Below are 12,129 nucleotides of genomic sequence, written 5' to 3' on the forward strand. Positions count from 1 at the left end.
GCGATGGAGAGTAAACGTCTGGACAGTGCCGCGCAGGCGGCGGGAATTAGCCTCAGTTACATCAATGCGCACGGCAAACCGCAGTCTATTGGTGCGGACACCAAAAGACGTTTGCTGGATGCCATGCACAAAACCGACGCGAAAGCGTCGGGTGCGCCGGTGCCGAACGTCAAGGTCTTTACCGCGGGCAAAAAGATGCCGCTGGCGGTGGAAGGGCGCGGCGAGTTCAGCTGGCTGCTCACCACCGAAGAGGGGCATCAGCACAAAGGCCATGCCACCGGCGGCAAAACCCTCAACCTTCCGGCGAAGCTGCCGGAGGGCTACCACACGCTTACGCTGACCCGGGACGACCAGCGTTTTCACTGTCGGGTGATTGTGGCGCCAAAGCGCTGCTATGAGCCGCAGGCGCTGCGTGAAGGCAAAAAGCTGTGGGGCGCCTGCGTGCAGCTCTATACCCTGCGTTCGGACAGCAACTGGGGCATTGGCGATTTTGGCGACCTGAAAAAGATGCTGGCATCTGTTGGTGAGCGCGGCGGCGCGTTCATCGGCCTCAACCCGATCCACGCCCTCTATCCGGCGAATCCGGAAAGCGCCAGCCCGTACAGCCCGTCTTCCCGTCGCTGGCTGAACGTGATTTACATCGACGTTAACGCGTTAGACGATTTCAAAAACAGCAAAGAGGCGCAGGCGTGGTGGAAGCTTGAGACCACGCAACAGCTGCTGAAACAGGCCCGCGATGCGGACTGGGTTGATTACGCCTCCGTTACCGCGCTGAAAATGGCGGCTCTGCGTCTGGCCTGGAAGGGCTTTGCGAAGCGTGACGACGAGCAGATGGCAGCCTTCCGCCAGTTTGTGATGCAGGAAGGTGAGAGCCTTTACTGGCAGGCAGCGTTTGATGCGCTGCATGCGTATCAGGTTCAGGAGGACGAGATGCGCTGGGGCTGGCCGGTGTGGCCGGAAGCCTATCAGTCCGTTGATACCCCGGAAGTGAAGGCATTCTGTGAGACGCATGCCGACGAGGTGGATTTCTATCTCTGGTTGCAGTGGCTGGCGTACAGCCAGTTTGCCGCCTGCTGGCAGGTGAGCCAGGGCTATAACATGCCGATCGGGTTGTATCGCGATCTGGCTGTCGGCGTGGCGGAAGGCGGGGCGGAAACCTGGTGTGACCGTGAACTTTACTGCCTGAAAGCTTCTGTGGGGGCGCCGCCGGATATTCTGGGCCCGCTTGGTCAGAACTGGGGCTTACCGCCGATGGATCCGCACGTGATGGCGGCGCGTGCCTACGAGCCGTTTATCGACCTGCTGCGCGCTAACATGAAGAACTGCGGTGCGTTGCGTATCGACCACGTGATGTCCGTGCTGCGCCTGTGGTGGATCCCGTACGGTGAAACGGCTGACCACGGGGCGTACGTGCAGTATCCGGTGGACGATCTGCTCTCAATCCTCGCGCTGGAGAGTAAACGTCATCAGTGCATGGTGATTGGCGAAGATCTCGGTACCGTGCCGGTGGAAATTGTCAGCAAGCTCCGCGACAGCGGGGTTTACTCCTACAAAGTGCTCTATTTTGAAAACGACCATGAGAAAACCTTCCGCGCGCCGAAAGCGTACCCTGAACAGTCAATGGCAGTCGCGACGACGCATGATCTTCCTACGCTCAGAGGCTACTGGGAAAGCGGCGACCTGACGCTCGGCAAAACGCTGGGTCTCTACCCGGATGAAGAGGTTCTGCGTGGGCTGTATCAGGATCGCGAGCTGGCGAAGCAGGGGCTGCTGGATGCGCTGCATAAGCATGGCTGTCTGCCGAAGCGCGCCGGGCATAAGGCGTCGCTGATGTCGATGACGCCAACGCTTAACCGTGGCTTACAGCGCTATATTGCCGACAGCAACAGCGCGTTGCTCGGTCTGCAACCGGAAGACTGGATTGATATGGCGGAGCCGGTAAACATCCCCGGCACCAGCTATCAGTACAAAAACTGGCGTCGCAAGCTGTCCACAACGCTTGAAGCGATGTTTGCCGATGACGGGGTGAACAGGTTGATTAAGGATTTGGATAAACGGCGAAAAGCAGCCGCGAAGAAGTGATAAAAAACCCGCCTCTGGCGGGTTTTTTATTGCCCGGTGGCGCTAACGCTTACCGGGCCTACGTGCATTCAGTAGGTCGGGTAAGGCATAGCCGCCACCCGACTTAATACATCAAACCACCATATTCAACAGCAGCACCCCGACCAGACCGCACACCGAAATAATGGTTTCCAGCGCGGACCAGGACTTGATGGTTTCACCGATGGTCAGGTTGAAGTACTCCTTGAACAGCCAGAAGCCCGGATCGTTCACGTGGGAGAAAATCACGCTCCCGGAACCAACCGCGATAACCATCAGCTCAGGGCTTACGCCCGTGGTCGCAATCAGCGGCGCAACGATACCGCCCGCGGTAATCGCCGCAACGGTCGCAGAGCCCAGCGCGATACGCAACACCGCGGCGATAGACCATGCCATCAGCAGCGGGGAGACGTTGGTTTCATGCATCATGGCCGCGATGTATTTATCCACGCCGCTGTCGACCAGCACCTGCTTGAACGCGCCGCCACCGCCGATGATCAGCAGCATCATGGCAATGATTTTGATGGAAGAAGTCAGCGTGTCGTTGATCTGATCCATGGAACGGCCACGGTTAAGACCGAAGGTGAACATGGCGATCAGGACCGCAATCAGCGTCGCCATCACCGGGTCGCCCAGGAACTCCGCAACGGACAGGAACGCGTGACCTTTCGGCAGAACCATCTCTGCTATGGCACGCATCGCCATCAGGATCACCGGTACCAGTGAGGTCCAGACGCTGACGCCAAAGCCTGGCATCTCTTCTTCAGTAAAGGTTTTGGCGCTGTACAGCCCTTCCGGGATAGGCTTATCAATGCCTTTCAGGAAGCGCGCATACACCGGGCCTGCCAGAATCACCGTCGGGATCGCCAGAATCGTACCAAACAGCAGGGTTTTACCCATATCGGCATGGAAGATGGTGGCGATAGCCGTTGGGCCCGGGTGCGGCGGCAGGAAACCGTGGGTGACGGACAGCGCCGCAGCCATCGGCACACCCACGAACAGCAGCGGGATGTTGGCGGCAGCGGCGATGGTGAACACCAGCGGCAGCATCAGCACGAAGCCCACTTCATAGAACAGCGCGAAACCGACGGTAAAACCGGTTAACACCACCGCCCATTGAATGTTCTTCTTACCAAATTTGTCGATCAGCGTGGTGGCAATACGCTGTGCGCCACCGCAGTCCGCGAGCATTTTACCGAGCATGGCGCCGAAGCCCATGATCAGCGCCAGGCTGCCGAGCGTACCGCCGACACCGGCTTTAATGGAGCTGATAACTTTAACCAGCGGCATTCCCTGCATCAGACCGACTGCAAGTGCCACCAGAACCAGAGCGATAAATCCGTTCATTTTGAAGCGGATCATCAAGAGCAGTAATAACACAACACCGATAGCGACGATGACTAATGGCATGATTGACCTGGCCTTTGAATTGTTATGGGTAACGTCATTCTTTCAACGACAAATTCCGGTTGTCCCAACTGGGAACAGAGTGTTAACGGCACTCATACTGATGCCTGCGAAAACGTTAAGTTTAGTCGGCTGTTATAAGGGTGTTGAGTGCCCACGAGAATGATACGGGTAACATGCGGTGATTGAGAATCACCCAGGGAGGCAAAATTTGAATTATGAGACGCAGGTCAACATACAGAGGGGGAGGCAAGAAAAAGTAGGCCCGGTAAGCGCAGCGCCACCGGGCAATACAGACGGGGACTGAATCAGTAGTAAGAGTGCTCGCCGCGCTGGTGCTCGGTCAGATCGCGCACGCCTTTCAGTTCCGGGAATTCGTTCAGCAGCTGCTTCTCGATCCCTTCTTTCAGGGTTACATCAACCATGGAGCAGCCGTTACAGCCGCCGCCGAATTGCAGGATCGCCAGACCATCTTCGGTGATTTCCATCAGGGAAACACGTCCCCCGTGGCCGGCCAGCTGCGGGTTGATCTGCGATTGCAGCAGATATTCCACACGCTCCATCAGCGGGGCATCGTCAGAGACTTTACGCATCTTCGCGTTTGGCGCCTTCAGCGTCAGCTGAGAACCCAGCTGGTCAGTGACGAAATCAATCTCCGCATCTTCAAGATACGGCGCGCTCAGCTCATCAACGTACGCGGTGAGCTGTTCAAATTTAAGGGCAGTGTCAGTTGCTTCCACAGCATCCGGAGGACAATAAGAGACACCACATTCTGCATTCGGAGTGCCTGGATTGATCACAAACACGCGGATCTGCGTCCCTTCTTCCTGATTTGCCAGCAGTTTGGCAAAGTGCGCTTGTGCAGAATCGGAAATACGGATCATAGCTTTGGCCTAATAGTTGACTAAATTACCTGGGTATAATCATACGCCCATTGAAGAAGGGCTACAAGGTACGGCACAGACACCATACCTGAACTGACGCGGCGCCGCTTTGCAAAAGCAGTCGGGAAAGTTCAGCCACGGTACTGCCCGTGGTGACGACATCATCCACAATCGCGATATGGAGGCCGTTGACCGGCAATTCAAGGCGAAAGGCGTTTTTCAGGTTCCTTTTGCGCGACCGGGCGTTGAGCCGGTGCTGAACGGCAGTGGCATGAGTACGTTTCAGCGCAGAGGCTGGGTACCGGCAACCCAGCCAGTGGGCGAGCGGACGGCACAGCAGGTCGCTCTGATTGTATCCCCGCCGCCAGTGCCGACGCTGAAACAGTGGCACGTTCACAAGCGTGTCGACCGGCGGCAGCCCGCGCGTTCTTCGCGCCTGTAATACCGCCAGTAACAACAGGCGTGCCAGGGGCTGCGCCAGTGCAGTCTGGCTGGAAAACTTAAACGTCTGAACCAGACGACTCAGCGGCAAAACGTAATCATCCACCGCCACCAGCGCGCTCCACGGCGGCGCTTTTTTCAGGCAACGGCCGCAGGGGAGCGTCTGGCTTACGGCAGGCAAGCCGCATTGCGGACAGCCCTTCAGGTAACCCAGCGCTCGCGTGCAAACGGAACAGACGCCCCACGCGCTCATCGCAAGTGGCATTCGGCATAGCCAGCACAAGCCGGGCACTGTTAGCATACGCAACCTCCATGTGAAAAAAGAGAACGTTAACTGATGAAGACGCTGTGGTGGCAGACCGTTGGGACGGGAAATTGTCATCTTGTGCTGCTGCACGGATGGGGACTGAACGCCGAAGTGTGGCGTTGCATAAGTGAGGAACTGGCCTCGCAATTCACGGTACACCTGGTGGATCTACCGGGCTATGGCCGCAGCCGCGGCTACGGCGCGATGACGCTCGACGACATGGCGGAGCAGGTTCTGGAAGCGGCGCCGCAAAAAGCCGTCTGGCTCGGCTGGAGCCTGGGCGGGCTGGTGGCAAGCCAGATTGCGCTGCGCCATCCTGAACGGGTCCAGGCGTTGATCACCGTTGCCTCATCACCCTGTTTCAGCGCTCGCGAGGCGTGGCCGGGCATCAAACCTGAGGTGCTGGCCGGGTTCCAGCATCAACTGAGCGAAGACTTCCAGCGGACGGTGGAGCGTTTCCTGGCATTACAGACGATGGGAACAGAAACCGCCCGTCAGGATGCGCGGACGCTGAAGCAGACGGTGCTTTCTCTGCCGATGCCGGAGGTTGAGGTGCTGAACGGAGGGCTGGAGATCCTGAAAACGGCCGATCTGCGCGAGCCGCTGGCGTCGTTAACGGTGCCGCATCTGCGTATTTATGGCTATCTGGATGGACTGGTTCCGCGCAAGGTGGTTCCGCTGCTGGATGCGCTGTGGCCGGAGAGTAAATCAATGGTGGTTGCCAAAGCGGCACATGCGCCGTTCATCTCTCATCCTGCTGAGTTTTGTTCGGCGCTGTCCGGTTTTATCAGCGAAGCGTCCACCACTCCCTGAGACAGGCTTTACCTTCAGGACAACTCTTACAACTGCCGGACAGACAACCGTCCGGCTCTTCCTGAATGCGCACGGCTTTCCCCATGGCCTCCAGCCTTTCCAGCATGGCATCGATCATCGGCTGCGGCGTATGCAGGCTGAGGCTGAGCTGCTTCGCCTCCATTCGCCCCTGTAACGCCAGTAAGTCACGAACCTGAATCAACGATGCCATCTTTCTTCCCCTTAGTGACAGTCGCCCGCAGGGCTGCTACAGCAGGTCGTCGGGGTTTTGCGCGTTGCCAGCAGGTTAACGTCAACGCGGCTACGCGCCCGGCGCAGCAGGCCAATCACCATCACGTTAAACAGGATCACCGCGAGGACACAGACCAGGCTGTAGCGCGGATGCTGGCTGTAATTGACGGCCTGATAAAACACGGTCGCCAGCGAGTAGGCAATGTTCAGCCCCCACAGAATGGAGAAGCCCATCCAGCCGCGGCTGGACTCACGGGCAATGGCGCCCATGACCGAGATGCACGGAATATAGAGCAGGACGAAGATCAGGTAGCTGTAGGCCGCCGACGCGCTGCCAAATTTCTGACCCATCACGCCCATTGCTCCGGTCGCCATTTCGCCGTCGCCTTTGCTGGCTTCAATCGGGTTCGCCAGTACGCTCAGGCTGAAGGTGTCTTTCAGGCTCTGCCAGGTTTCTTCCACCGCGCCAAGCAGTTCATCGCCGAGGTTGAACGCTGCCGGATTAAACTCCTCTTCCTGGATGTTTTCCGCGGTGTAAAGCGTGTTCAGGGTGCCGACAACCACCTCTTTTGCCATCGCGCCGGTGAACAGGCCCACGGTTGCCTGCCAGTTGTCTTCCTGAACGCCAATCGGTTTGAAGACCGGCGTAATGATCCGGCTGACGGAGGCCAGGGCAGAGTCATTAATGTTGTCCGCGGCCTGGCCGCTCAGAGTGAAGCTGTTCAGGGCGCTCAGGAAAATGCTGACCACCACAATCACCTTACCGGCGCGCAGAACGAAGCCCTTCAGGCGCTGCCATGTCTGAATAATCAGGCTTTTCAGATGCGGAACGTGATAAACCGGCAGTTCCATCACGAACGGCGACGCTTCGCCACGCATGATGGTGTGCTTCAGCATCAGGCCGGTGAGAATAGCCATCACGATACCCAGCACATACAGGGAGAAGACGGCCAGCGCTCCTTCCTGACCAAAGAACGCCGCGGCAAAGACCGCGAAGATCGCCAGCCGCGCGCCGCAGGACATGAACGGCGCCATCATGATGGTCATCAGGCGTTCGCGCGGGGCATCCAGCGTACGCGCGCCCATGACTGACGGCACGTTACAGCCAAAGCCGACAATCAGCGGCACGAAGGATTTGCCCGGCAGCCCCAGCGCCTGCATCAGGCGGTCCATCACGAAGGCGGCGCGCGCCATGTAACCGGAATCCTCAAGGAAGGAGAGGAACAGGTACATCATGCCGATCTGCGGCACCAGCGGCAGGACGGTATTGATCCCGCCGCCGATCCCCTGCGCAAGGAAGATGGTCAACCATTCCGGGAAGTGGAGGGTGTAGCCCAGCCACTGAATACCGTGCACGAAGATAGCGACAGAGCCGCCATCAAAGATAGGTTGTAATGCACCGCCGATGTTAATGGCGAGCAGGAACATCACATACATCACCAGTAAAAAGATCGGTAAACCGAGGAAGCGGTTGAGCACAATTTTATCCACGGCGGCGGTGAAGCGGCTGGGTTCAGCGGTTAATGCATTGCTGACCACGTCACAGATAGCGGCGATGGCCTGATAGCGCGCATCCGCAATGTGCAGGGCCGGGTCATCCAGCTCGTCGCTAAGGCGAGCCTGTGCGACATCCAGCTTATCCGCCGCATCGCCTGCGTAGGCGCGGCTGTAGATATCGCCTTCCAGCATTTGCAGGCCAAGCCACTGACGTTGTCTGGCGGGCATGCTGTTATCCATCTCCTGCGCCAGCTGCCCGGCTTCGCGCAGCAGCGGCTGGGCGTAGTGCACCAGTTCGACGTCGGCATTGCCCGTGTGGCGGTCAATCGCCAGCTTCAGGGCGTCAATGCCGCGAGCGCGGGTGGAAACCAGCGGAACCACCGGGCAGCCCAGACGGGCGGAGAGGGCATCGACGTCGATGCGCAGCTTTTGCTTCTCCGCGATGTCGAGCATGTTAAGCGCCACGATGCAGGGAATACCCAGCTCCAGCAGCTGTAACGTGAGATACAGATTTCGTTCGAGGTTAGAGGCATCCACCACGTTGATAAGCAGATCCGCGTCGCCGCTCAGAATATAGTGGCAGGCAATTTGCTCATCGAGAGAGGTCTGGGATGAAATCGTGGTGAGGGAATAGGTCCCCGGTAAATCAACCAGCGTGACCTGATTATCTGTCGTGGTGAACTGGCCTTCTTTGCGTTCAACCGTCACGCCTGCCCAATTTCCCACACGCTGGCGTGCGCCAGTTAACTGATTAAATAAGGTTGTCTTGCCGGAATTAGGATTGCCAATTAAGCCAATAGTTAATTTTTTCATTGTAGTAGACTCACTGAAACCGCTGGCTTGTTAACGGGATAAAGATTCAATTTCAATTAATGCGAGATCTTTTTTACGCAGAACCAGATTAACGCGTCGGGTTTCGATATGAACTGGATCGCCCAACGGTGCAACGCGCACAACCTGGAATGATGAGCCGGGTAGCATGCCCAGTGACAGGAGCTTCTGCCGATAGGCCGGGCTTATCTCACGGGTAAAACCGATAATTTTCCACGCACTGTCTGGAGTGAATTGCATAGCGCCTGATTCCACGATAGGTTAAATAATCTACACTGCGATGATAATGAGAATAGTTTTTATCAGCAATAATAAAAATGTGACGGGATGTTGTTAATCGTATTAATTTGCGGTCTGCTTGACCTTGCTCAATATTTTCGAAATTGAGGTGAAAATAAAAAGAGGGCTATTTGTTAATGAGGTGATAATTCGTGGTTTAAATATGGATACAACATATTTATTTTAATTCCCTGCGGCCTGCTTGCCGGGCGGCACTGCGTTTGCCCGGCCTACAAAACCGTAGGCCCGGTAAGCGTCGCGCCACCGGGCATTTACAGCATTAGCGTTTCTTACCCATCGCCGCTGCCAGCGCATCCATCATCGCGCTGTTGCCCGCCGGCTGTGCGTCACGTCCGCGTGGCTTCGCGGCTTTCGCTGCCGGACGCTGCTGTTCACGGCCACCGCCATTACCGCCACGGCGCGCGTTAGTGTCGCCCGGCTGCTCGTCCAGACGCATGGTCAGGGCAATACGCTTGCGCTGGAGATCCACTTCCAGCACTTTCACCTTCACGATGTCGCCCGCTTTGACCACGGTGTGCGGATCTTCAACGAACTTGTCGGCGAGGGAAGAGATATGCACCAGACCATCCTGATGTACGCCGATATCCACAAACGCGCCAAAGTTGGTGACGTTGGTTACCGCCCCCTCCAGCACCATGCCCGGCAGCAGGTCGTTCATGGTTTCTACGCCCTCAGCAAAGGTCGCGGTTTTAAACTCAGGACGCGGATCGCGGCCCGGTTTTTCCAGCTCTTTGATGATGTCGGTGACCGTCGGCACGCCGAACTGTTCGTCGGTGAAATCCACCGCTTTCAGGTTACGCAGCGCGCTGCTGTCGCCCATCAGGTCTTTCAGCGCCTGCCGGGTGGCGGCCAGGATACGCTCGACAACTGGATAGGCTTCCGGGTGAACGGTAGAGGCATCCAGCGGGTTATCGCCGTGGTTGATGCGCAGGAAGCCCGCGCACTGCTCAAATGCTTTCGGCCCCAGACGGCTCACCTTCAGCAGCTGCTGGCGGTTCTGGAACTGACCGTTTTCATCACGCCAGGCGACGATATTCTGCGCCATCATACGGGTCAGGCCCGCCACGCGGGTCAGCAGGGGCACGGAAGCGGTGTTCAGGTCCACGCCGACGGCGTTAACACAGTCTTCCACTACCGCATCCAGCTTACGCGCCAGCTGCGTCTGGCTCACGTCGTGCTGATACTGGCCCACGCCGATGGATTTCGGGTCAATCTTCACCAGCTCCGCCAGCGGATCCTGCAAACGACGGGCGATAGAGACCGCGCCGCGCAGGGAAACGTCCAGATCCGGGAACTCCTGCGCTGCCAGTTCCGAGGCGGAATAGACAGATGCCCCCGCTTCACTGACGATCACTTTCTGCGCCGTCACTTTCGGGAACTGCTTCTGCACGTCGAGATAGAAACGTTCAGTTTCTCGGGACGCCGTACCGTTACCGATGGCAACCAGCTCAACGTTGTACTTCTCGCACAGCGCGGCGACGACGACAGCCGCTTTCGCTGCCTGACCGGTGTGCGGGTAAATGGTGTCGGTGGCAACCAGCTTGCCGGTGCCGTCAACCACGGCCACCTTCACGCCGGTACGCAGACCCGGATCGAGACCCATGGTGGCGCGCAGGCCAGCTGGCGCCGCCATCAGCAGGTCGTGCAGGTTACGGGCGAAGACGTTGATCGCTTCGTCTTCGGCGCGCTCGCGCACGGTGCCCATCAGCTCGGTTTCGAGGTGCATCAGCACCTTGATGCGCCAGGTCCAGCTCACCACGCCTTTGCGCCAGCTGTCCGCCGGGGCGTTGTTCAGGCGCAGGCCCAGATGGTCGATAATGATCTGCTCGCAGTGGCTCTCTTTTGGCGGCTCGTCAAACTGTGGATCGGCATTCAGGGAGAGTTGCAGCACGCCTTCGTTACGGCCGCGGAACATCGCCAGCGCGCGGTGAGACGGCGCGGTAGAAATGGGTTCGTGGTGATCGAAGTAGTCGCGGAATTTCGCGCCTTCTTCCTCTTTGCCGGACACCACGGTGGAGACGATATGCGCGTTCTTCCACAAGTAATCACGCACTTTGGCCAGCAGCGCCGCGTCTTCGGCGAAGCGCTCCATCAGAATATAGCGCGCGCCGTCCAGCGCAGCTTTGGTGTCCGCTACGCCTTTATCGGCGTCGATAAATTTGGCGGCTTCGGTTTCCGGATCGTGAGACGGCTCGTTCCACAGCAGATCGGCCAGTGGCTCAAGGCCGGCTTCGATCGCAATCTGCCCGCGCGTGCGGCGCTTCGGTTTGTACGGCAGATAGAGGTCTTCGAGCTCGGTTTTACTCAGGGTACCGTTAATGGCTTTTTCCAGGTCACTGGTCAGCTTGCCCTGCTCGCCGATAGATTTGAGGATCGCCTGACGTCGGTCTTCCAGCTCGCGAAGATAGCCCAGACGGGTCTCCAGGTTTCGCAGCTGCGTGTCATCCAGACCGCCGGTGACTTCCTTACGATAACGTGCAATAAACGGCACGGTGTTCCCTTCATCAAGCAGGCGAACGGCAGCTTCTACCTGTTCGGCTCTGGCCTGAAGTTCACCCGCAATAATGCGGCAGAGCGACTCTTTCATCATGGTCAGTTCATCTTGTGGATCGAAAATCAGGGGGATAGTTATACGGGCTGACACCAAAAAATGCCAGCCGGGGAGGGCGCTCTCGGACTATTTAACATACTCGATTTCATTGACGTACCAGCTTGCTTCACCCGCAGGCGTCTGGACAACGGCTAAATCGCCTACCTCTTTTTTCAGCAGGGCGCGGGCCATGGGTGAGTCGATAGAAATGTAATCCTTACGACCGAAAATTTCATCGTAGCCGACGATACGAAAACGCAGGGTGTCGCCGCTGTCGTTTTCAATTTCGACCCACGCGCCGAAGAAGACTTTACCTTCCTGCTGCGGGGAGTAATCGACAATTTTGAGATTCTCGAGGCACTTCGTCAGGTAGCGTACCCGGCGATCGATTTCGCGCAGCCGCTTTTTATTGTACTGGTAGTCCGCATTCTCGCTGCGGTCGCCCAGGCTTGCTGCCCAGGTGACTTTTTTGGTCACTTCCGGACGCTCTTCGCGCCACAGGTAATCCATCTCTTTTTTGAGTTTCTCGTACCCTTCACGGGTGATCAGAGGCGTTTTCATGGTGCAGCCTTTAATGCCGGTTAACTGTCTTTGCGCACAATACGTAGCGCACAGTGTAACAGACAAGATTAATAATGATTTATGTGATGAAATGAACAGATAAGCTGCTGTTAAATATGCTTTGTAACAATTTCGTCTAGAATTTATACCAGAATTTGCTGGTCGAA

At 57.4% G+C, this 12,129-nt stretch carries 10 protein-coding genes; 2 read left to right on the forward strand and 8 right to left on the reverse strand.

All coding sequences use genetic code 11. The features are described 5' to 3' along the window. Positions 1-3 precede the first annotated feature (3 nt). Positions 4-2,082 carry a 4-alpha-glucanotransferase gene (gene malQ / locus ACJTMZ_RS17930; protein ID WP_017384144.1) on the forward strand — a complete coding sequence of 693 codons (2,079 nt, stop codon included), beginning with the start codon at positions 4-6 and terminating at the stop codon, positions 2,080-2,082. A gap of 111 nt (positions 2,083-2,193) precedes the next feature. Here the strand turns inward: malQ and gntT are convergent, their stop codons facing one another. The 3 genes from gntT to gntX all read right to left on the reverse strand — a co-directional run bounded on the left by gntT (position 2,194) and on the right by gntX (position 5,133). Beyond that, on the reverse strand, positions 2,194-3,510 hold the full coding sequence (gntT, locus tag ACJTMZ_RS17935; RefSeq protein WP_017384145.1) for a gluconate transporter: 1,317 nt from the start codon (positions 3,508-3,510) through the stop codon (positions 2,194-2,196). 305 nt (positions 3,511-3,815) lie between these two features. Beyond that, positions 3,816-4,391 (reverse strand): Fe-S biogenesis protein NfuA, encoded by a 576-nt coding sequence (nfuA, locus tag ACJTMZ_RS17940; RefSeq protein ID WP_003861601.1) that lies wholly within the window; start codon positions 4,389-4,391, stop codon positions 3,816-3,818. Positions 4,392-4,452: 61 nt separating this feature from the next. Then, positions 4,453-5,133, reverse strand: coding sequence for a DNA utilization protein GntX (gene gntX, locus ACJTMZ_RS17945; protein ID WP_045348073.1), 681 nt, complete (start codon positions 5,131-5,133; stop codon positions 4,453-4,455). Positions 5,134-5,169: 36 nt separating this feature from the next. Here gntX and bioH point away from each other — a divergent pair, with 36 nt between their 5' ends. After that, positions 5,170-5,952 carry a pimeloyl-ACP methyl ester esterase BioH gene (gene bioH, locus ACJTMZ_RS17950; protein WP_045333858.1) on the forward strand — a complete coding sequence of 261 codons (783 nt, stop codon included), beginning with the start codon at positions 5,170-5,172 and terminating at the stop codon, positions 5,950-5,952. Here bioH and feoC read toward each other — a convergent pair. The 5 genes from feoC to greB form a co-directional block, all read right to left on the reverse strand. Beyond that, entirely contained in the window at positions 5,927-6,163 is a 237-nt protein-coding gene (gene feoC / locus ACJTMZ_RS17955) for a [Fe-S]-dependent transcriptional repressor FeoC (protein ID WP_017384148.1), read from the reverse strand. The genes bioH and feoC overlap by 26 nt on opposite strands. Before the next feature lie 11 nt (positions 6,164-6,174). Further along, positions 6,175-8,493 carry a Fe(2+) transporter permease subunit FeoB gene (gene feoB, locus ACJTMZ_RS17960; protein WP_128772096.1) on the reverse strand — a complete coding sequence of 773 codons (2,319 nt, stop codon included), beginning with the start codon at positions 8,491-8,493 and terminating at the stop codon, positions 6,175-6,177. A 30-nt stretch (positions 8,494-8,523) separates the two neighbouring features. Further along, a complete protein-coding gene (gene feoA / locus ACJTMZ_RS17965) occupies positions 8,524-8,751 on the reverse strand; it encodes a ferrous iron transporter A (RefSeq protein ID WP_015571441.1) in 228 nt (75 codons plus the stop codon). Positions 8,752-9,070: 319 nt separating this feature from the next. Beyond that, complete coding sequence (locus tag ACJTMZ_RS17970; RefSeq protein WP_015571440.1) at positions 9,071-11,401, reverse strand: Tex family protein; 2,331 nt, start codon at positions 11,399-11,401, stop codon at positions 9,071-9,073. A gap of 87 nt (positions 11,402-11,488) precedes the next feature. Beyond that, on the reverse strand, positions 11,489-11,962 hold the full coding sequence (gene greB, locus ACJTMZ_RS17975) for a transcription elongation factor GreB (RefSeq protein WP_017384149.1): 474 nt from the start codon (positions 11,960-11,962) through the stop codon (positions 11,489-11,491). Positions 11,963-12,129: the final 167 nt, after the last annotated feature.

This window comes from Enterobacter sp. DN (assembly GCF_046054285.1).
In the GTDB taxonomy this organism is placed as follows: domain Bacteria; phylum Pseudomonadota; class Gammaproteobacteria; order Enterobacterales; family Enterobacteriaceae; genus Enterobacter; species Enterobacter hormaechei_C.

Excerpts from the sequence above, each read along its gene's own strand:
- malQ (WP_017384144.1), top strand. The coding sequence starts at position 4 with ATGGAGAGTAAACGTCTGGACAGTGCCGCGCAGGCGGCGGGAATTAGC.
- greB (WP_017384149.1), bottom strand. The coding sequence starts at position 11,962 with ATGAAAACGCCTCTGATCACCCGTGAAGGGTACGAGAAACTCAAAAAA.
- feoA (WP_015571441.1), bottom strand. The coding sequence starts at position 8,751 with ATGCAATTCACTCCAGACAGTGCGTGGAAAATTATCGGTTTTACCCGT.
- gntT (WP_017384145.1), bottom strand. The coding sequence starts at position 3,510 with ATGCCATTAGTCATCGTCGCTATCGGTGTTGTGTTATTACTGCTCTTG.
- feoC (WP_017384148.1), bottom strand. The coding sequence starts at position 6,163 with ATGGCATCGTTGATTCAGGTTCGTGACTTACTGGCGTTACAGGGGCGA.
- gntX (WP_045348073.1), bottom strand. The coding sequence starts at position 5,133 with ATGCTAACAGTGCCCGGCTTGTGCTGGCTATGCCGAATGCCACTTGCG.
- bioH (WP_045333858.1), top strand. The coding sequence starts at position 5,170 with ATGAAGACGCTGTGGTGGCAGACCGTTGGGACGGGAAATTGTCATCTT.
- feoB (WP_128772096.1), bottom strand. The coding sequence starts at position 8,493 with ATGAAAAAATTAACTATTGGCTTAATTGGCAATCCTAATTCCGGCAAG.
- nfuA (WP_003861601.1), bottom strand. The coding sequence starts at position 4,391 with ATGATCCGTATTTCCGATTCTGCACAAGCGCACTTTGCCAAACTGCTG.
- ACJTMZ_RS17970 (WP_015571440.1), bottom strand. The coding sequence starts at position 11,401 with ATGATGAAAGAGTCGCTCTGCCGCATTATTGCGGGTGAACTTCAGGCC.